General features: G+C 37.8%; 22 protein-coding genes. 7 read left to right on the top strand and 15 right to left on the bottom strand.

Annotated features, from left to right (window positions below; all coding sequences use genetic code 11):
- Window positions 1-15: 15 nt before the first annotated feature.
- The 12 genes from J655_RS06740 to J655_RS06795 all read right to left on the bottom strand — a co-directional run bounded on the left by J655_RS06740 (window position 16) and on the right by J655_RS06795 (window position 10,110).
- Entirely contained in the window at window positions 16-357 is a 342-nt protein-coding gene (locus J655_RS06740) for a PilZ domain-containing protein (protein WP_002121335.1), read from the bottom strand.
- Window positions 358-367: 10 nt separating this feature from the next.
- Window positions 368-1,348: a DNA polymerase III subunit delta' gene (locus tag J655_RS06745; protein WP_032007245.1), complete on the bottom strand. Its 981-nt coding sequence runs from the start codon at window positions 1,346-1,348 to the stop codon at window positions 368-370.
- A 13-nt stretch (window positions 1,349-1,361) separates the two neighbouring features.
- Complete coding sequence (gene kdsB, locus J655_RS06750) at window positions 1,362-2,123, bottom strand: 3-deoxy-manno-octulosonate cytidylyltransferase (RefSeq protein ID WP_002121419.1); 762 nt, start codon at window positions 2,121-2,123, stop codon at window positions 1,362-1,364.
- Window positions 2,124-2,132: 9 nt separating this feature from the next.
- Window positions 2,133-3,143, bottom strand: a complete 1,011-nt coding sequence (gene lpxK, locus J655_RS06755) for a tetraacyldisaccharide 4'-kinase (RefSeq protein WP_002121338.1) — start codon at window positions 3,141-3,143, stop codon at window positions 2,133-2,135.
- A 2-nt stretch (window positions 3,144-3,145) separates the two neighbouring features.
- On the bottom strand, window positions 3,146-4,873 hold the full coding sequence (gene msbA / locus J655_RS06760; protein ID WP_002121388.1) for a lipid A export permease/ATP-binding protein MsbA: 1,728 nt from the start codon (window positions 4,871-4,873) through the stop codon (window positions 3,146-3,148).
- Complete coding sequence (locus J655_RS06765) at window positions 4,870-5,298, bottom strand: ExbD/TolR family protein (protein ID WP_005069548.1); 429 nt, start codon at window positions 5,296-5,298, stop codon at window positions 4,870-4,872. The genes msbA and J655_RS06765 overlap by 4 nt, the downstream gene beginning before the upstream one ends.
- A gap of 15 nt (window positions 5,299-5,313) precedes the next feature.
- Window positions 5,314-5,949, bottom strand: coding sequence for a MotA/TolQ/ExbB proton channel family protein (locus J655_RS06770; protein ID WP_032007246.1), 636 nt, complete (start codon window positions 5,947-5,949; stop codon window positions 5,314-5,316).
- Window positions 5,950-5,999: 50 nt separating this feature from the next.
- On the bottom strand, window positions 6,000-6,887 hold the full coding sequence (locus J655_RS06775; protein WP_017399496.1) for a ParB/RepB/Spo0J family partition protein: 888 nt from the start codon (window positions 6,885-6,887) through the stop codon (window positions 6,000-6,002).
- A complete protein-coding gene (locus J655_RS06780; protein ID WP_002121458.1) occupies window positions 6,884-7,666 on the bottom strand; it encodes a ParA family protein in 783 nt (260 codons plus the stop codon). Before J655_RS06780 ends, J655_RS06775 begins: the two co-directional genes overlap by 4 nt.
- Before the next feature lie 21 nt (window positions 7,667-7,687).
- The gene (gene rsmG / locus J655_RS06785; protein WP_017482277.1) at window positions 7,688-8,320 is read right to left on the bottom strand and encodes a 16S rRNA (guanine(527)-N(7))-methyltransferase RsmG; all 633 of its coding nucleotides are present in this window, start codon (window positions 8,318-8,320) and stop codon (window positions 7,688-7,690) included.
- An 87-nt stretch (window positions 8,321-8,407) separates the two neighbouring features.
- Window positions 8,408-9,097 (bottom strand): N-acetylmuramate alpha-1-phosphate uridylyltransferase MurU, encoded by a 690-nt coding sequence (gene murU / locus J655_RS06790; protein WP_032052184.1) that lies wholly within the window; start codon window positions 9,095-9,097, stop codon window positions 8,408-8,410.
- A complete protein-coding gene (locus J655_RS06795) occupies window positions 9,097-10,110 on the bottom strand; it encodes an aminoglycoside phosphotransferase family protein (protein ID WP_017482278.1) in 1,014 nt (337 codons plus the stop codon). Before J655_RS06795 ends, murU begins: the two co-directional genes overlap by 1 nt.
- Before the next feature lie 120 nt (window positions 10,111-10,230).
- Here J655_RS06795 and J655_RS06800 point away from each other — a divergent pair, with 120 nt between their 5' ends.
- Complete coding sequence (locus tag J655_RS06800) at window positions 10,231-12,672, top strand: LPS-assembly protein LptD (protein WP_032042352.1); 2,442 nt, start codon at window positions 10,231-10,233, stop codon at window positions 12,670-12,672.
- Complete coding sequence (locus J655_RS06805) at window positions 12,672-13,982, top strand: peptidylprolyl isomerase (protein WP_017482279.1); 1,311 nt, start codon at window positions 12,672-12,674, stop codon at window positions 13,980-13,982. The genes J655_RS06800 and J655_RS06805 overlap by 1 nt, the downstream gene beginning before the upstream one ends.
- Window positions 13,983-14,101: 119 nt before the next feature.
- Here the strand turns inward: J655_RS06805 and fba are convergent, their stop codons facing one another.
- From fba to J655_RS06820, 3 genes are all read right to left on the bottom strand, one after another.
- Window positions 14,102-15,139 carry a class II fructose-bisphosphate aldolase gene (gene fba / locus J655_RS06810; protein WP_032052185.1) on the bottom strand — a complete coding sequence of 346 codons (1,038 nt, stop codon included), beginning with the start codon at window positions 15,137-15,139 and terminating at the stop codon, window positions 14,102-14,104.
- Between the two features lie 121 nt (window positions 15,140-15,260).
- A complete protein-coding gene (locus tag J655_RS06815; RefSeq protein ID WP_002121463.1) occupies window positions 15,261-15,506 on the bottom strand; it encodes a hypothetical protein in 246 nt (81 codons plus the stop codon).
- A 123-nt stretch (window positions 15,507-15,629) separates the two neighbouring features.
- Window positions 15,630-16,817 carry a phosphoglycerate kinase gene (locus J655_RS06820; RefSeq protein WP_032007254.1) on the bottom strand — a complete coding sequence of 396 codons (1,188 nt, stop codon included), beginning with the start codon at window positions 16,815-16,817 and terminating at the stop codon, window positions 15,630-15,632.
- 138 nt (window positions 16,818-16,955) lie between these two features.
- Between J655_RS06820 and J655_RS06825 the strand changes: the two genes are divergently transcribed.
- The 5 genes from J655_RS06825 (at window position 16,956) to J655_RS06845 (ending at window position 20,823) form a co-directional block, all read left to right on the top strand.
- Window positions 16,956-17,339, top strand: a complete 384-nt coding sequence (locus tag J655_RS06825) for a DUF2237 family protein (protein WP_002121396.1) — start codon at window positions 16,956-16,958, stop codon at window positions 17,337-17,339.
- Complete coding sequence (locus tag J655_RS06830; RefSeq protein ID WP_017482282.1) at window positions 17,339-17,932, top strand: Maf family protein; 594 nt, start codon at window positions 17,339-17,341, stop codon at window positions 17,930-17,932. Before J655_RS06825 ends, J655_RS06830 begins: the two co-directional genes overlap by 1 nt.
- Window positions 17,933-17,962: 30 nt before the next feature.
- Window positions 17,963-19,126 carry a cupin domain-containing protein gene (locus tag J655_RS06835; protein WP_032007256.1) on the top strand — a complete coding sequence of 388 codons (1,164 nt, stop codon included), beginning with the start codon at window positions 17,963-17,965 and terminating at the stop codon, window positions 19,124-19,126.
- A 353-nt stretch (window positions 19,127-19,479) separates the two neighbouring features.
- On the top strand, window positions 19,480-20,043 hold the full coding sequence (locus J655_RS06840; RefSeq protein WP_017482284.1) for a TetR/AcrR family transcriptional regulator: 564 nt from the start codon (window positions 19,480-19,482) through the stop codon (window positions 20,041-20,043).
- A gap of 468 nt (window positions 20,044-20,511) precedes the next feature.
- Window positions 20,512-20,823 carry an ArsR/SmtB family transcription factor gene (locus J655_RS06845; protein WP_002121379.1) on the top strand — a complete coding sequence of 104 codons (312 nt, stop codon included), beginning with the start codon at window positions 20,512-20,514 and terminating at the stop codon, window positions 20,821-20,823.
- Window positions 20,824-21,171 lie beyond the last annotated feature (348 nt).

A 21,171-nucleotide genomic window follows, 5' to 3' on the forward strand; every position in this document is an offset into this window, starting at 1 on the left:
TTCTTTCCTATTTAATTACATCGTATAACTTGGACGGTCTAGAGACATACTACCAGCCAAAACTCGTTCTGCCTCAGTTTTATAGTAAATTCCCTTATCTCCGCTTAACTGAATAGCAAAACCTTGGGGTTTAAATCCACTTTGTTTATGGGAGATCCAGATTACTTTGCCTGTTAGAGGAATTTTTTGAGACTGCTCAGGCAAAGTCGCTAAAATGAAAATTTCTTGTCCCATCTTTACCTTTTGTTTTGATGGTACGAATAGGCCTCCACCTTGCACATATCCCATATAGCTTGCTTGCAAAGTAGCTTTATCAGGAATATTTACCTGAATAATCCCCCCCATTTGCGGCTGCATAGTTTTCCCCTTAAATATTCATTAACGTTATAAATAATTGATCAATAATAAGTTGGCTTTGTACATTTTGTTCAACAAGCTTTTTTGCTTGCTGTAATTCACTATAAATATTAAATAAGCTTTCTAAATCATAATATGGGCTTAACTGATCAAAATCTAAATCAGTATTTTTCTGTGGTTGGGTTAGCTTGACACAAATTAAATCACCCAACAAGTATTCAAAAAGCATTATAAAATCATTAAAACTTAATTCTTTTTGCCATTTGCCTGAGAAAAATAAAGGCATATTTTTTTGAGCAACAATTTTAAGCCAATCATTTAAGAAAACTTGCCTTTTCGCAAACCAGTCACTTTGAGCAATTTCTATTGCTTGTAAAGGCATATCATTAGATAAGCCAAGCAGTAAATCGGGCTGCACTTCCGCAAGTTCAGATAAATGCTCATTCAAATAAGAAGTAGCTTGCTCATATGAAATACGATCTAAAGCGAAATGTTGCAATCGGCTACGAATAGTGGCCGGTAGTTTAAGATAGTGATCAGCTAATAAAATTAAAACAACACGCTCGCCTGGTTCTTCTAAAGTCTTTAGCAAAGCATTTGAAGATGCCAAATTAAGTGCTTCTGCAGGCTCAATCACAATAACGCGCCAACCTTCTCCCGTTTGTTGTACGAAAGGTAGTAAGTCACGGATCTTTTCTATTTTAATTTTTGCATTCTGTTTTTTATTTTCTTCATCCGTTGTGATATGAACATAATTGGGATGAGTGTCTGATTTTAACCATTGGCAACTACTACATTCACCACAAGGGCCCTGCGGCTGCTTATTTAAACAAAGTACCCATGCCAAAAACTGCTTAGCAAAAGCATGTTTTCCACAACCTTGCTTGCCGTAAAATAAGAGACCATGTCCAATATTGGGAAACCTTGTTGTCAAGGTGTCCCATGTTGTTTGCTGCCAAGGATAAACCTTTGAAGTTACATTCGGATTCATTAAAAATTAACGCTTATTCAAAAGATTCAACAGGCATACTATTTAAGCGATCAAGATCAGCTTGAGTGTCCACACCTGGTGGTAAATTGGCTTCGGCTACAGCAATTGCAATTCGATGACCATTTTCCAAAACACGTAATTGTTCAAGGCTCTCCAACTTTTCAAGCTTCCCCATATCCCATGTTACGTATTCTTGTAATAAGTTCACTCGATAAGCATATAAACCTAAATGACGAAATGCTTGTGAATGTAAAGTCGGTTCATCATGCTTAGCCCCATCTCGATCATAAGGAATGGTAGCCCGGCTAAAATATAAAGCTTCATTTTGTTTAGACATGACTACTTTTACAATACTGTCACGCTGGAACTCATCTAAGGTATGAATCGGCTCACACAACGTAGACATTGAACAATTTGGTTTATCAACCAAAAGTTCTGCAACTTGCCGAACAAGTTGAGCTGGCAATAAAGGTTCATCACCTTGAACATTTACAATAATATCGTCTGCATCCCAACCCTTAATGCGAGCCACCTCACTTAAACGGTCTGTACCCGAAGGATGATCTGCACTGGTAAGAACTACATCAATTCCATCTGCACGGCAGATCTCAGCAATACGTTCGTCATCTGTTGCCACGCACAAATCATCAAAACCTTCGACTTTTTTTGCCTGATCCACTACACGTAAAATCATAGGACGGTTATGAATAAGCAACAATGGTTTACCTGGCAAACGCGAACTTGAGAAGCGTGCTGGAATGACGATGTGTTTCATTTTTTCTTCCTAAGATAATTGAATATCAAGTTCTTGCAATTGCATTTTTAAAACCTGATAACACTGTGTAGACAGCACAGCTGTAACAGGAACTACCCAAATAGATTGTTTAAATTCAGGATGTTTTTCAAGTAACGGTAATAGTTTAACTGCATCTTTTTCAGTTGTAATAAGTGGCAGCTCATCATTAAAAATTAAATCATTGATTGTGTAATCATGATGATCTTGAAAGGCATGCTCTTCGAATTGCTTCAACCCTAGATCTTTAAGGGTTTGATAAAACCGTTGAGGAAAGCCAATACCCACTACAGCATGATAATTATTCTCAAGATTAAAGCTTGGTTTAGAATTAGATAAAGGGTTAAGTAAATATGGCTGTCCTGTCTCGAGATACATGTTTAATTCTGTAGCAGGTTTATGAGTATGCTCAATCACTGTTCCAGTTTCTAAACGTTCAACAGGCTCTCGCAGATAACCTTCAGGTAATAGTTTTTTATTCCCTAAACCACGATTTTGATCCAGTACAATCCACTCGATCTGTCGATCTAATGCCCAATGCTGCAACCCATCATCACTAATAATCAAATCTATTTCTGATGACTCAAGCAATAACTCTATTGCGGCCTGCCTATTAGGACCTACTGCCATTGGTACACTTGTAGCCTGAACAATTAATGCTGGCTCATCCCCAGCTTGAGCTACTTGGCCGCCCGAGGTAACCAGCAGTGGAAAAGGACCATTACCCCCATATCCCCGACTAATTACCCCTACTTTTACATTATGCTGCTGTAGATAATTCACCAGTTGTATTAGCAAGGGAGTTTTTCCGCTTCCACCTACTGTGATATTACCTATAACCATCACAGGTACGGGCGCTTTATAAATTTGCTTAAAACCTGAATTATAAAGATTACGATTTAGTAAAAACCCAGCCCGATACAAGCAAGACAATGGACGTAAAGCAATCAACCAACTCGATTGTTTATTCCATGCATTCTGGATCAGCTGGACTAATGACATGCTTAGTTATCCTCGAAATTACGCTGATGTAATTGATAATAAGCACCATGTTTTGCGAGGAGTTCTTGATGAGTACCTTGTTCAACAATTTGTCCTTGATCCATCACTACAATACGGTCAGCATTTTCAATTGTTGATAAACGGTGAGCAATGACAATCGTAGTGCGGTCTTGCATCGCTTCATCAAATGCTTGCTGAATAAAATGTTCAGATTCATTATCAAGAGCACTTGTAGCTTCATCTAAAATTAATATTGGAGCATTCTTTAAAATTGCTCGAGCAATAGCAATTCGCTGACGCTGACCACCAGATAAGTTTAGGCCCTGTGCCCCTAAAACAGTATCATAACCATTTGGTAAATTCATAATGAAGTCATGTGCATATGCAGCTTTTGCAGCGGCATGAATTTCCTCATCTGACGCACCTTGCAACTGACCATACGCAATGTTTTCACGAACAGTACGATTAAATAATACAACTTGCTGATTTACCATTGCGATTTGGGTACGCAAACAAGAAAGATCAATATCATTAATTGGCAAACCATCTAAATAAATTTGCCCACTTGATACCTCTTGGAAACGTACCAACATATTAACTAATGAGCTTTTACCAGCACCTGAACGTCCAACTAATGCTACAGTTTGCCCAGGAAGAATATCTAAAGAGAAATCTTTAATAGCCTGTACGCCATCAGCATAATTTAATGCCACATGATCAAAACGAATTGCACCATTTAGTTTAGGTTTCAACTGACCGTTATTTTGCTCTTCAGGCAAATCTAATAGTTCAAAAACAGAATGAGCTGCTGCTAAACCGCGTTGTAACTTTTCATTAACATCAGTCAAGTTTTTAACTGGTTTTGCTAATAGACCAGCAGCTGTAAGGTAAGCCACGAACTCACCAGCACTAGTATTACCTAAAATCTGTGGTCGTAAAGCTAACCATACAATAAGGGCCATCGCACAAGCCATTACTACCTGAACCACAGGGCTATTCAGGTTTTGTACAATTACCATTTTTAAACCACGTTTTAAGTTTTCTTCTGATGACTTATAGAACCGTTCTTGTTCAGACTCTTCACCAGCAAAAGTTTTTACTACAGCATTACCATTGATACTCTCTTGAACAACGTGGTTCACATCACCCATTGTATCTTGAACCTGTAATGAGAGTTTTCGCATACGTTTTGAAGCTTTACGTACCAATACACCAATTACAGGTAAAAATACAAAAACACATAAAGTAAGACGCCAATTGGTATAAAACAGATAGCCTAATAATCCCAGTGTAATCATCCCATCCCTAACGATGACTCTTAATGACTCCGAAGAAGCTGCTGTTAGCTGCTCAACGTTATACATAATCTTGGCAGTAATATGGCCAGATGAATTATCTAGGTAATATTGTGCCGGTAGTCTTAAAAGTTTGGCATAAACTTCTTGGCGAATACTAAAAACCAAACTACGTGAAATCACCGCAGTATAGTAACCCCCCATAAAAAGGCCTAAACCACGGAAAAAAACCAATAAAATGATTAATAATGGGAACCAATCCAGATCACTTCTACTGCCACTTTGGATTGCATCAATAATAAATTTAATCAATTTAGCAACGGAGACTTCTGTTGCTGAGTTAATACCGAACCCGATAAGAACTAATAAGGCCACGCCCCAATAAGGTTTTAAATAGGCTATGAGACGCAAATAAACCTTAAAATCTTGATTCACTCAGAAAAACCTCTAGAAGGAACTTTGGTACTAATATTGATGTTAACAAAACCGAGTTGTCCTGCTACATCCATAACGCGAATTACATCCTGATGAGACGCTTTGGCATCCGCAGCAATGATGAACATAAAATCACGGCGCTCTTGAGCAACTTGCTTAATCGCAGTACTCAGATCAGCAACCTCTTTAGACGAAAGTGCCTGACCATTTACAGCATAATGACCAGAAGAGTCTACCACGACTTCAATTTTGTGATCGTACTGTTTTGGTGGAACACCTTGTGCATCTGGTAACGTTAAATTGAGGCGACTTGGCTGATTAAAAGTAGTCGATAGTAATAAAAAAACCAAAATGAACAACAAACAGTCAATCATAGGCGTTAAATTGATATGGATGTCTTCAACCTGAGAACGTTTAAATTTCATCTGGCTATTCACCCATCACCCAACACGACGATGTTCTGCTATAGACGAGGAACGTTTATAGAACAATGAGGCATGAAATAAAGTCGATTGCTGCTCTAGTTCAGCAATATAATCTTGTACTAATCTTTGAAAATAGCGATAAGCAACTAAAGCAGGAATCGCAATTAACATTCCCACAGCTGTAGTAATAAGCGCTTTAGAAATACCCGGAATCATTAAACTTGGACTCCCTGCCGATCCAAAATCAATCACAAGGAATGACTCAATAATCCCGACTACTGTACCAAGCAGCCCTAATAAAGGCGCCACAGCACTCAAAGTCCCCAAGAAATTAATATTTTTCTCTAAATAAGAAATTTCTTGAGAAGCGGCTACTTCCATTTGTGCTCGTGCAAATTGCTCACCATGCTCACGATGATCAAAACCTGCTTTTAAAATGTGAGCCAATGCGCTGTTTTGCACTTCTAGATTTTGTTCCAAATTTTCCACAATATCTTCAGTTCTTAACGAACTATCATCAATTAATGCTTTGGGTAGAACTTGTGAACGTCTTAACCGAACAAAACGTTCAATGCTGATCGCAACAGTTAAAATTGAGCATAGAATTAAAGGCAACATCAACCAGCCACCCGCTCTCACAAGTTCCCACATATCTTCTTCCCCAAGAATATAAAATTAGAAATATATGACCCAAATGCAAATTAATCAGGCAAACAAATATTTAAAATGCCATCTAACTCATCTAAGGTATGGTAATGAATAACAAGCTTACCCTTACCTTTTTGATTATGATCAATTTTCACATTAGCGCCAAAACGCTCTGATAATTTTTGTGTCAATTGTTCAATATCAGGTGCTACAGGTGCTTTTTCCTTCTCCTGCTTAGGCTCACTTCTATCACGCACCAATTGCTCTGTTTGACGAACAGATAGTCCTTTTTCAATTACGATTTTAGCAACGTCTAATTGATCTTTACCCTTTAACGTCAAGATAGCTCGAGCATGCCCCATATCAAGCTGGCCTTGCTGCATGAAATCTTTAATTTCATCCGCCAAACTCAACAAACGAAGTAAATTACTTACCGTAGTACGTGCTTTCCCTACTGTGTCAGCAATTTCTTGATGGCTCAAACCGAATTCATCATGAAAACGCTGCAAGGCTATAGCCTGATCAATCGGATTTAAATCTTGACGCTGAATATTCTCAATAAGTGCTAACGCAATGGCAACCTGATCATTTAAATCACGAACAATTGCAGGAATTTCAGTTAAACCCGCAAGTTGCGCTGCACGCCAGCGTCGTTCACCCGCAATGATTTCGTATGGATGTGCTTCATCATCAACTGGACGAATTACAATAGGTTGCATCACTCCATGTTTTTCAATAGAAGATGCTAGCTCTTGCAAATCATGCTCATGAATAAAGCGACGTGGTTGATATTCACCACGTTTCAATAAATTTACATCAATTTGTTTCAACTGTCCGTGGTCAAGTGCCTGTGCTTCCAGCTGTAATTTTTCTTTTTGAATTGAACCAAGTAATGCATCTAAACCACGTCCTTTAGCCAATCCGCGTTTTTTGATGCTCATACTTTACTTCCTTTCTTCACTTTACTTTTCTTCAACATCTCAGCTGCAAGATTTAAGTATGCAACTGCACCTTTAGAACTTTTTTCAAAATAGATAACAGGCAAACCATGCGCTGGTGCTTCTGCTAAGCGAACATTACGTGGAACGACAGTATCATAAAGTTTTTTACCGAAATACTGTTCTAACTCAGCAGATACATCACGTGTTAAAGCATTTCGTGCATCGTACATTGTACGTAATACACCAATAATTTCTAAATCAGGATTTAATGCCTTTTGAATACGATCAATAGTCTGGGTTAAATCAGCTAAACCTTCTAGCGCATAATATTCGCATTGCATTGGAATGATTACACTATCTACAGCTGCCAAAGCATTAACAGTAATCAAGCTCAAGCTTGGCGCACAATCCACTATGATAAAATCAAATGAGTTTCGGATTTCATTCAGAGCATTTTTTAGAATAAATTCGCGCCCTTCTTGCTCTGCAATAGCAAGCTCAACACCGGAAAGTTCACGATTAGATCCTAAAACTTTATATCCAACTTCTGCTTTTTGAATAGCTGTTTCAATTGGTACTTCACCAAGTAGAACATCCGTAATCGAATACAAAAGATCGTTCTTTTGAATACCGGACCCCATCGTAGCATTACCTTGTGAATCCATATCTACAAGTAATACACGTTTCTTTAATACAGCTAGAGACGCTGCAAGATTTACTGCAGTCGTTGTTTTACCAACACCACCCTTTTGGTTTGCAATCGCAATAATTTGAGCCATGGTAACCCTAATACTTTTTATTTAAATACGTTGAAGTAAAAGTAAATGACGTTGTTCATCAAGTCTTGGTACGCGCAGCTCAATCACTTTACATAAAAAGTCCTGCTTAAGTTGCTCAATTTCCTCAACTGGCACAACTCCTTTCATTGCTGCAATTATACTGCTCTGATGCAAGTATGGCTGAGCTGCATCCACAAAATCCGTTAAAGAAGCAAAAGCGCGACTTGTAATCACATCAAATTGACCAAGCTCATCAATTGTATCTTGATTTTCAACACGTGTTTGCACGGCTACTACGTTTTTTAACTTAAGGTCAGCAATAAACTGTTTCAAAAAACGAATTTTCTTACCATTTGAATCAAGTAATACACATGAGCGTTCCGGCTGACATAAAGCAATGATCATGCCCGGCATACCACCACCTGTACCTACATCAAGCAAACGGCCTGCTGGCAAATCTTTCAAAATACTTAGGCTATCTAACAAATGCTTCACTAACATTTCTTTCGGATCACGAATCGCTGTTAGATTATAAGCTTTGTTCCAAAGTACCAAAGCATCTTGATACTTCAACAATAATGTCAAAGCTTCATCGCTAAGCGATAAACCTAATTTTTGACTACCCTGTTGTAACTCTTGAAAAAACGGATGCATAAACAGATAACATCTAAGTAAAATTTAAAACAAAGTATACCCATTTATGCATCGTGGAACACTAGTTAACGATTAGGGATTACACACTTAATCGTAGAAGCCTTCACGAATTTGCAAATCTAGCTCCATTAAACGCTCAGGCGTTCCCACATCTACCCATGCACCTTTAAGCTTTTCACCAGATATTTTCTGATTATGCATCGCTTGCTTCAATAGTGGAGCTAAAGGACGCTTACCCGCTTCCAATCCATCAAAAAGTTTAGGATGAATAACAGATAGACCACTAAAAGTGAGGTTTTCGCCCGTCACATTTTGATCGAATGTAAAAGCGCGCCCATCCAATAATGTAAAGTCGCCTTCAGGATGCTGTTTAGGATTATCAACCAACACAAGATGTGCCAAATCATCATTTAATTTAATATGGCGCAGACCTTCAAAATCCATTGTGGTCCATACATCTCCATTCACCAGAATAAAAGGATCTGTTCCAAGCAGTGGCAAAGCATTAATAATTCCACCAGCTGTTTCTAGCCCTTCATCCTCTCGTGTCCAACGGATATCCACACCAAATTGAGAGCCATCACCTAAACTACTGATGAGCTTGTCGGCCAACCATGCAGAATTGATGACTATTTCAGTCACACCAATTTTCTTAAGTTTTTCAATATGCCACACAATCAGGGGCTTACCGCCCACCTCGAGCAAAGGCTTTGGTGTATATAGCGTAAGTGGACGCATACGATTGCCCAAGCCAGCAGCAAGAATCATTGCTTTCATTATGCTGCTACCTCATAGCTACCATATTTCTCGATAAATTTAGGCATCACGATATTATTTATAAATGCCATAAACTCTTCAAGCTCAGCGTAACCACGACTTTCTTCGAGCAAATACCACATGACACGTGGTAAATCCTTCAAATAACCAGACTTACCATCACGTTCAAATAAGCGAACAAAAATGCCTAAAATTTTAATATGGCGTTGGATCGCCATTAAATCTGCATCACGTTTAAATTGATCAAAGCTACGGTTTTGTTTAGTCGACGCTGGCAACAGGTCATAAAACACTTTAAACCATTGATAAACACGATCAGCGTTCCATTGAACATATGCATCACGAGTAATCGAAATTAGATCATATGTATCAGCGCCAATAACAGCATCTTGGAAGTCGATTACCCCTAATTCTTGCTCATCGGTAATTTTCATCAAATTTCGACTATGAAAATCTCGATGTACAATAACTTGTGGTTGGGCTAATGCAGCATGAGCCAAGAAGTCAAATGCATTATCAATCGTTTTTTTCTGTTCAGCAGTCGGCTGAATAGAAAGCGACGGTAACATCCAGTCTGTGAGTAGATGCATTTCCGACATTAATTTTTCGTAAGAATAAGCTGGGAACTGATTAGTCCCGTCAATAGACTGCAATTGAATAAGTTGTTTAAAACTTTGTTCGTAGTATTTATCAACAGTTTCGTTAGTTAATAATGTCGACAAAAGCACATCGCCAAAGTCTTCTAACAATAGAAAACCTTGAGCCAGATCTTTCGCGACGATCTGAGGCACACGTACGCCATGGCTCGCAAAAAACTCGTCAATGGTCACAAACGGAACACAGTCTTCTTTTTCTGGAGGGGCATCCATGAGCATATACGTTTTATTTTGTAACTCGATACGCGCATAACGGCGGAAGCTTGCATCACCTGCTAAAAAAGCGATCTTAAATTGATCATTTTCAAGAACAGATGTAAGCCATGTATATATCAATTGTTCACGTTGTGTATTCATTTGCAATAAAATCTAAAACAAGCTGAGATTTTTGAAGGGTTAAGTGTAGCCACTTATAAACTTTTTCTCTATGATGCGACAATAATTAATTGTGAATTAGCATACTTGGTTAATGAGACAATGAAGCATCAGTTTAAATTTAATCCTTTAGCGACAGCTATTTTTACGCTCTTATGTGGCTCCATACAATCAAGTTATGCTGAGTCAACTGATGTTGTCTCCAATATAGACAATAATCAACTTAAAGCGAGCATCAAGGGAGCTTACCCAGGTCAAGAATTCTTTCAGCAATATTATGTTGATAAATCTGCACCTGAAGCACAGCTTCGTGACAATAAATATTTAAGCTCGGCATTTTGCCAAGGCACATGGGTTACACCGATTAACCCTGAGACCAAAGCTTTAGACGCCGACAAAGCGACTTCTGTCGTTACGGCTAACTACGGACATTACAATCCAGCGGGTGATTCTGTTTTAGAAGGTGATGTCGTTATTGATCAGGAAGGACGTACAGTTCGTGCTGACAAAGTAACGATTGATAAGACCCAAACCTTTGCGCATGCACAAGGTCGAGTACAGTTAGCTCAAGGCGGGTTACTTTCACAGAGTGATGAAATTAATTATAACCTAAAAACCCAAACCGGGAATTTAGACAATAGTTTTTATATTTCTGAACAGCAACATGCCCATGGTCATGCAGGAAAAATCGAAAGAACCTCACCAAACGTTATGGTTCTTAATGATGCAACCTATACGACTTGCCCACCAGGCCAAAAACCCGGTTGGAAAATCCAAGCCAATAAAATTGAGTTAAATCAGGAAACTGGACGCGGCGTAACTCGTGGAACAAAATTATATGTTAAGGACGTTCCTGTTCTAGCTGTTCCCTATTTTAACTTCCCGATTGATGACCGCCGTACTACAGGTATCCTCAACCCACAATTTGGTTTCTCAAATGATGGTGGTGTTGAGCTTTCTGTTCCGGTTTATTTAAACCTTGCACCTAACTATGATTTGACACTTACTCCGCGATATTTAGCAGACCGCGGTGCAATGCTAAAAGGTGAATTTAGATATTTAACTGATGGCTTTGGTGCTGGTGAAATGTGGGGTGGCATCTTGCCATCTGACAAAAGTTATGATGACAAAGATCGTAAAGATTTCCATTTTTTACATAATTGGGATATCAACGACCAGTGGTCTACTAACCTCGAATATAACTATGCATCAGATAAAGATTATTTCTCTGACTTAGATAGCAGTCCTAACTCTAAAACAGATCTTAACTTACGTAGAGCTTGGGAACTTAATTATCAACATGGTATTCCGGGTTTAAAAGCACAGCTTAAGGTCGAAGATTTCCAGACACTTGATCCTGAAGTTGCAGATGCAGATAAACCATACGCGCGTTTGCCACAATTCTTATTAAATTACGTCACTGGTAATCCACTAGGACTACAATACGAATTTAATAACGACACTGCTTACTTTAAGAAATCAATTAATGATGATTCTGCTCAAGAAAGTAGTGGTACACGTATTTATAACCAGTTCGCAACGCGTTATAACTACCGTACACCGGCAGCTTTTGTGATTCCTGAAGTCTCTGTACGTTCTATTCAAACGTTTTATGATAAGGACAGTATCGCATCTCAAAATCTAGATGGTGGTTCCGAAAACAAATCAGTCGTTGTACCTCAATTCACGTTAGACACTGGACTGAACTTTGAACGTGATGGTAAGTACTTACAAACACTTACACCACGTGCTTTCTATGCATATGCGCCATACAAAAATCAAGATGGTTACCCTAACTTTGACTCAACTACTGCGTCAGTAAGTTATGATCAATTATTTAACCCTTACCGTTTTTATGGTCATGACCGCCTAGAAGACAATAACTTTTTATCCTTGGGTGTAAGTTATAGCCTCTTTGACACAGTAGGTTTAGAACGTTTACGGGCAAGTGTAGGTCAAAGTTACTATTTCGAAGACCGTCGTGTCACCTTACAACGACAACAAGATGAAATTGATACTGAACGCAACACAGGTCCTGTGGTGAGTCTATCAAGCCAGCTTAACCAAAACTTTACCATTGCTGCTAACTCAGCTTGGATGTCGAATGGTGACAATGCTCAACGTGACTTCCAACTTTACTATACTGGTGATAAAGGAAATCTATATAACCTAGGCTATTTCTATCGTAAAGATATTCCTGGTCGTCAAGATACTTATGACCAAGTTGTTGCATCGTTTATACAACCAATTAAAGACAATTGGCGTATTATGGGCCACGTACAATATGACATGGACAATGATGTTGCCCGCGAACTCTTACTAGGAGTTAACTATGAGTCATGTTGCTGGGGTATTTCTGTCTACGGCCGCTCGTATTATAACGATCTAGACGATCCAAAATCTCCAGATGTTAGTGAAAAGCGCGCGATCATGGCCGAAATTACACTAAAAGGTTTAGGTGGTTTAAACAATAAACTCGCGTCTTTACTTGAAAATCGCGTTTTAGGTTTTAACAAAATTAATCAATCTTGGACACAACGTTAATGAAGACAAAGCATCTTAAACAGTTTTTTAAAGCAACTACACTTGCTGCCCTAATCTCTTCATCAATGCATAGTTTTGCCCAACCCGCTGATGAAGTTGTGGCAATTGTGGACAATAGCGTAATTTTAAAAAGCGATCTTCAACAAGGTATGGCTGAAGCAGCACATGAACTGCAAGCTCAAAAGAAAGAAGTGCCACCTCAGCAATACTTACAGTTTCAGGTATTAGATCAATTAATTTTGCGTGAGGCACAACTTGAACAAGTTAAAAAATATGGCATTAAACCTGATGAAAAGAGCTTAAATGAAGCTGTACTTAAAGTAGCAGGTCAATCTGGCTCTAAAAGTTTAGAAGCTTTCCAGCAAAAGTTGGATGCTATGGCACCAGGAACTTATGAAAGTTTACGTGGCCGAATCGCTGAGGATTTAGCGATTAGCCGTTTGCGCCAACAACAAGTGATGTCTCGTATTAAAATTAGTGATCAAGATGTAGAAAACTTCTTAAAATCACCTCAGGGACAAGCTGCGTTAGGTAATCAAGCACATGTAATTCATATGCGCATTTCAGGTGACAATGCACAAGAAGTTCAATCTGTAGCTCAAGAAGTACGCTCAAAGCTTGCGCAAAGTAATGATATAAATGCTTTGAAAAAACTTTCAACTGCAAATGTAAAAGTTGAAGGTGCTGACATGGGTTTCCGCCCACTGTCTGATATTCCTGCTGAACTTGCGGCTCGTATTACTCCATTACAAGATGGTCAAACAACTGACTTAGTTTCAGTACGTGATGGTGTACATGTTTTAAAGCTTCTTGAACGTAAACAAAATGAGCAAAAAGCTTTAGTACCTCAATTTCAAACCCGCCACATTCTCATTCAACCATCTGAAGTAGTCACTCTTGAGAATGCTAAGCAAATTATTGATAACATCTATAAACGCTTAAAAGCTGGTCAAGATTTTGCAACACTTGCAGCAACCTATTCAAATGACACAGGTTCAGCACGTGATGGGGGAAGTTTGGGTTGGGTAACACCTGGAATGATGGTTCCTGAATTTGATAAAAAAATGCAGGAAATTCCTGTAGGTGAAATTAGCGAACCTTTCCAAACTCAGTTCGGCTGGCATATCTTACAAGTAACGGATAAACGTGAAAAAGATATGACGCATGAATATCAAGAGCGTATGGCACGTCAAATTTTAGGTGAACGCCAATTCAACACTGAAATTGATAGCTGGTTACGTGAAGTACGTGCAAATGCATATGTAGAAATCAAAGATCCAAGTCTAGACAAAAAGAACTTACAAAAGTAACTCTTTTTCTCTTTATTAAAACCTGTGTTTGTCACAGGTTTTTTTATGCATGAAATTTACCTAATAAAAAAACCGGTTATATAAATAACCGGTTCCTATAAATTAAACCCTGACGGGAATTATTTATAACGATCAACCATTTTCTCTAAAGAAATCGGACGAATCTTGTCAGCATTTCCAGCTGTACCAAACGCTTCATAACGATCAATACAAATTTGCTTCATTGAATCTACAGTTTTAGCAAAGTATTTACGTGGATCGAATTCAGCTGGGTTTTCAGCCATAAACTGACGAATTGCACCAGTAGATGCTAAACGTAAGTCTGTATCGATATTGATCTTACGCACACCATGTTTAATTGCTTCTACAAGCTGCTCAACAGGTACACCATAAGTCTCTTTAATATCACCGCCAAACTCATTGATTACTTTCAACCACTCTTGCGGCACAGAACTTGAACCATGCATAACAAGATGAGTATTTGGTAATGCCGCATGAATTTCTTTAATGCGGTCAATTGCCAAGATATCACCTGTAGGTGGACGAGTGAACTTGTAAGCACCATGTGAAGTACCTACAGCAATCGCTAATGCATCTACATTAGTATCGGCAACAAACTGAGTCGCTTCTTCAACAGAAGTAAGAAGTTGTGAGTGATCAAGTACCCCTTCTCCCCCAACCCCGTCTTCTCCCCCAGCCATACCAGTTTCAAGGCTACCTAAACAGCCAATCTCACCTTCGACAGAAACACCACATGCATGTGCCAAAGCAACAACATTACGAGTTACATCAACGTTGTATTCATAAGAAGTAGGTGTTTTACCATCTGTACCTAATGAACCGTCCATCATCACTGAGCTAAAGCCAAGCTGAATTGAACGCTGACAGATATCAGGGCTTGTTCCATGGTCTTGATGCATTACCACTGGAATATGTGGCCATTCTTCAATTGCAGCCAAAATAAGATGGCGTAAGAATGGAGCGCCTGCATATTTGCGAGCTCCAGCTGATGCTTGAACAATTACAGGTGAATTGGTTGCATCCGCGGCAAGCATAATTGCACGCATTTGTTCTAAGTTATTTACGTTAAATGCTGGTACGCCGTAGTTATGTTCAGCAGCGTGATCCAAGAGCTGGCGCATTGAAATGAGTGCCATAATATCCTCCCAGGTAGTGCGGCTTATTCTACCCTGTCATTTATTTCAATTCAGCAACAAATCACAGTATTTCAAAAAAAATCCCTGCATTTGCAGGGATTTTTTAACAAAAAACAACAAATTAATGTGTTTCTGAAGCAGCAGCCTCACTTGGCGCACTACCTTCAACCACATCTGTATTCTTTTCATCTAGAACTGGCTTATCAATCGCATCAATTGCTGCTTGTTGCTCAGGCGTTACTTTTTCAGAAACAGCAGTAGATGCAGCTGATTCTTGGCCCGCTTGAGATGCTTCATCTTTCTTAGCACAAGCAGTCAACATCATTGGTACAATTAACATAGCAGCAAATGTAAGCTTTAAATTCATCACTATTTTCCACAGTTGGTGATTTAATACTCGACATTTTATTGCAAATATATGACAGTTTAATGACTTATCAATGAAAAAGGGATTGGTTACCCAATCCCTTCTTATTTCTATATAACAGTATTAAGCACGTTCAAGCAAAACTGCAACTGCTGGCAATGTTTTTCCTTCAACAAACTCAAGGAATGCGCCACCACCTGTAGAAATATAACCAATTTGATCAGCTACGTTATATTTATCAATTGCAGCTAATGTATCTCCACCACCAGCGATCGAGAATCCTTCCGATTGAGCAACCGCAAGAGAAAGCGCTTTCGTACCTTCACCAAATTGATCTACCTCAAATACGCCTACTGGACCATTCCAAAGGATCGTTTTTGATGTTGTTAAAATATTAGCGAATGCTTTAGCAGTTTCTGGACCAACGTCTAAAATCATATCATTTGCAGTCACATCTTCTACTTTCTTCACAACAGCTTGAGCTGCTGCTAAAGAACCTAAGAAATCTTCAAAATTAATTTGCGATGCATCAGCAACTACAACATCTGTAGGAAGTGGAACACTTACTTTAGCAGCAATTTGTTTAGCAGTTTCAACCAAGTCAGCTTCATATAATGATTTACCAACGTTAAAACCAGCAGCTGCTAAGAATGTATTTGCAATACCGCCACCAACGATCAGTTGATCACAGATACTAGAAAGTGAGTTTAAAACATCGAGTTTAGTTGAAACTTTAGAACCAGCAACAATTGCAACCATTGGTTTTTCAGGAGTTTGCATTGCACGGCCTAGTGCATCTAACTCAGCAGCCAACAAAGGACCAGCAGCAGCAACTGGAGCAAAACGAGCTACACCTTCAGTAGATGCTTCTGCACGATGAGCAGTACCAAATGCATCCATAACAAATACATCACATAATGCAGCATATTTTTGAGCGAGCTCTGGATTATTTTTCTTTTCGCCATGGTTAAAGCGTACATTTTCAAGCAATACAACTTGACCAGCTTCAACCTCAACGCCTTCTAAATAATCAGTTAATAATTTAACTTCTTGACCTAATACTTCTGTTAAATAAGCAGCGACTGGTGCAAGTGATTGTTCTGGCTTTGGTTCACCTTCAACAGGACGACCTAGATGTGAACATACCATCACTGCTGCACCTTTATCTAAAGCAGCTTTAATAGTTGGTAATGCTGCACGTAAGCGAGCATCGCTAGTAATCACACCATTTTTGACAGGAACGTTTAAATCTTCACGAATAAGGACACGTTTGCCTGTTAAGTTAAGGTCAGTCATACGCTGAAAATTCATGTAAAGCTCTCTTTATGATTTTAAAAACGCGCCAATTTTAAATGATTACATCAAAAAAGGTTAGTTTTTTTGCATAAAAGCTGTAGAAAGCCCCAGTTTTGATTATGATAGAGGTAGTTATTTGATATTTCACCCATTATGTCTATTCATCCAGATCCACAAATCAATCGCTTAAATGTTTTAGGGGAACCTTTAGCAAGTTGTTGCTTTGACCCTATTACAGGCTATTTTAGAAATGGTTTCTGCCACACAGCAGTAACAGACCTTGGTCAGCACACCGTATGTGCACAAATGACCTCTGATTTCTTAAATTTCTCTCAGAAAATTGGTAATGATCTTATTACTCCTTTGCCAGAAGTAGGTTTCCCTGGTCTGAAACCGGGTGATTTCTGGTGTATCTGCGTAACTCGCTGGGTAGAGGCTTATCAAGCTGGTGAAGCTCCTCCTATTAAAATACATGCATGTCATCAAGCTGTATTAAGCTATGTACCTTTAGATGTATTAATGGAATTTGCAGTGTAATGGTTCAGCCACAAATTATTTTGGCATCGAGTAGTCAAACTCGCAAAGACTTAATGGACCGTCTTGGAATTAATTATATTTGTATTAGTCCCGATATTGATGAAAGTCCTCGCGATGAAACCCATGCCGATGAACTTGCAAAAAGACTCGCTTTCACAAAAGCTCAGGTGATTGCTGAACAGAATCCATCAGCCATCGTTATTGGTTCAGATCAAGTTGCTTGGCGAGAGCATACCCCGCATGACTTTATTGGCAAACCGATGACTAGTGAAAATGCCAAAGCACAACTAGCCGAAAATTCTGGTCGAATTCTTTTTTTTAGTACAGCTCTTAGCGTGCAATGGCTCGATAGAGACTTTGAGCAAACGCTTGTTGAACATTATCAAGTTAAATTTCGAAACCTGAATCAAGCTGAAATTGAACGATACGTTCTATTAGATCAGCCACTATATTGCGCAGGTAGCTTTAAGTGTGAAAGTTTAGGAATTAGCTTGTTTGAAAAAATGATAGGCCAAGACCAGACCACACTTATGGGTCTTCCTATGATTCAACTTTGCCATATTTTAAGGCAACTTGATCTACAAATTCCTTAATTCTAGATATTTTATAAATAGGTTATTTCCATGACAGAACCTTTAACAGTTTTAGGCGGTATTACTGCCGAGCAATTTTTAGCAGAGTATTGGCAGAAAAAACCTTTACTGGTACGTAACGGATTACCAGAAATTATAGGTCTTTTACAACCTCAGGATGTACAAGAACTTGCCTTGGAAGAACATGCAAGTGCCAGACTGATTCGCCAAAAAGATAAAAATCCAAATGAATGGCACGTAAAGTCTTCACCTTTAACCAAAGGTGATTTTCAAAAGCTACCAAAATTATGGTCAATTTTAGTACAGGCAGTAGATCACTACTCTTTTGATCTTTCTGAACTTTGGAAAAAATTTCCTTTTATTCCTCAATGGCGCCGCGACGATATTATGGTGTCTTATGCACCTAAGGGTGGTTCAGTTGGGAAACATTTCGATTTTTATGATGTGTTTTTAGTTCAGGGTCATGGTCATCGTCGCTGGCAGCTAGGTCAAATGTGCGATGCAAATACTACATTTGTACCCAATCAACCATTAAAACTTTTGCCAGAAATAGATGTGCAATTTGATGAAGTTTTAGCACCAGGTGATTTACTCTATATTCCACCTGGAATGGCACATTATGGGGTTGCCGAAGATGACTGCTTAACTTTCTCATTTGGCTTTCGCATGCCAAACATTGCAGGAATGATGGAACGCATTAGCGATCAATTTTCAGCTAATATTTTACTTCAAAATCCTGTTGTAGATATCGCACGCAAACAAATGAGTCAAATTGGTGAAATTAGCTCAACTGAACTAAGTTATCTAAAAGAATTAGTTTTAGCTCAGTTGCAAGACTCTACAGCACTTGATGCAGCAATCATGTCATACATGAGTGAACCTAAATATCCAGATAATATTCCAGAACCTGATGAGATCGAAGCCTATGATCTTCAAGAGATCTTACATGAAGGTTATGAAGTTCTATTAGAACCTGCCTCTCGCCTACTTTATACAGAAAATAACGGAATTCTGAGCTTCTGGGGAAATGGCGAAGCGCTATGTATAGCTGAAACTTTCGCACCAAAATTAAAAGCTATTGCTGATGGAGAAAGCTTAGCTTTCGATAGCGAATTTAATGAGCTTGAAATCCTTGAGAATGTTGCTTACTTACTCAATGAATCTATTTTGATGCTTTTACCTCCTTCAGAGTAAGAAACTTTAATAAAAATGGACTTTTCAAAGCAACGGAAAGTCCACTTTTAAATTGGCCGACAAACTCAAAAATAGATTTGTTTTTTGTTTATTAATTTTCCTTTTTAAATTTTAAAGCGACTTATCGCAAAAATATTGAAGTTAAAAGATTTTGAAAAAGGAAGTATAATTATTTAAATATATAGCCTAAAACTCTTTACCATTTCCTTAAAAGTAAAACTTCAGCGTTTAAAAAAATAATATCTTTTTTCTATCAATAACAAACAATACCTTGTAAAATTAAATTATCTAGATTCTCATTGATAAAGATCACCGTTCAAGCTAATAGCAATTCATTTGTGAGAGGCTAAAATATGTCGAAAAAAGATGACATTATTAACACCGCATTAAGACTTTTTAACTCGTATAGCTATAATTCTATAGGTGTAGATCGCATCATTAATGAATCTGGCGTTGCAAAAATGACTTTCTATAAGCATTTTCCATCAAAAGAAAAATTAATTGAAGAGTGTCTACTTCTTCGAAATACGCTTCTACAAAACTCTCTTACTTCTGCCTTATCAAGACATGATGAGTTAGATCCTCTTGCGAGAATTAAAGCAGTATTTTTATGGTATTCCGACTGGTTTAATAGTGAAGATTTTAATGGCTGCATGTTTCAAAAAGCCTTGGAAGAGGTTTTAAAACAATATCCTTCAACACATCAACCTGCCACTTTGTATAAAGCTTGGTTGACCCAACTCATGCAAAATCTTCTTAACCAGTATGATGTAAAAGAGCCAGGTCCCCTATCTTTATTACTCGTTAATATTTTGGAAGGTATGACCATACAGGCTCAAGTCGAACATGGTTCAATAAATATTAATGATTACTGGACTCGAGTAGAAAAATTAATCGATTTCGAAAGAGCAGCATAAAAATAAAGCGTGATATTCTTCTTCTTATATTTAATGATTCTTCTTATGTATCACGCTGCGTCTGAAAGTCATTTTGGTTCACAATTAGACGTTTTTTTCGACCTTACTGAACCAAAATATACAGACCTGTCTGTATAAAACAGATTATATATTTAAAAAATAAAAACTCAATCCTTTTTTATGATTTGTCTCAAGATAAATTAGATTTAACTATTTATTGAAAGCAAATTGAAATTGTTTTAGGTTGACTTCGTTTCACTTATACTTAACAATTACACTTATAACACAAAGCAACATTTTAGACACAAAAGAAATACAAATAGTTGTTTTTAATTAGAAAGACTACTTATTTATCAATTCCTCTTATATTGCTTTTCAACAAAAACAATTGGATTGATTAGTTTTGCTACATTCATTTTCATAAGATCAATCTATACTATGCCCGCTATATTGATATAGGTATAAAGTATGAAAGATGGACTCCAAATCGAAGAAATGAAAAATGCGGCTGATTCAGTCGTTGGAATTCTTAAATCTTTGGCTAATACAGATCGTTTATTAATTTTATGTCACTTAGCTTATGAGGAGTTAAATGTTTCTCAAATTGAAGAGAAGACCCAAATTACCCAGCCCACTCTTTCACAACAACTTATGATGCTACGCAAAAGTGATGTTGTATCAACCCGTCGTGATGGCAAGCAAATTTTTTATTCAATTAAGGATGACAATATGCATTCAATTTTAAATACGCTTCATCAGCTGTACTGTGCAAGTAAATAATATTTTTTAAATTATAAATTTATAATAATAGTAGTAACTTCCTGAAATATGCGATTTTTCAGCTTGAAAGCTTAGAGTCCAATCCAAGCACAAAGTTTTGAAAATTCGCGTAGCTTTTCTAAAAAGCTCAACCATATTTAACTTTTTGCCCTTATATTTTCTTTAGCCTATTCCATGCTTTCACAGCTTTTTGATATACCTAGTTTTTTAATGAGCAATTAACAAGCAAAACCACCAACTATAAAATTAAAAATATTAAATTAAGACCAATAAAAACAATTATTTAATATTACCATTAAGTATAAATACTTATAGGTGCTATAAAAAAGCTTAAGATTCACATCACTT

It is taken from the genome of Acinetobacter sp. 1294243 (assembly GCF_000588015.1).
Classification (GTDB): Bacteria; Pseudomonadota; Gammaproteobacteria; order Pseudomonadales; family Moraxellaceae; genus Acinetobacter; species Acinetobacter pittii.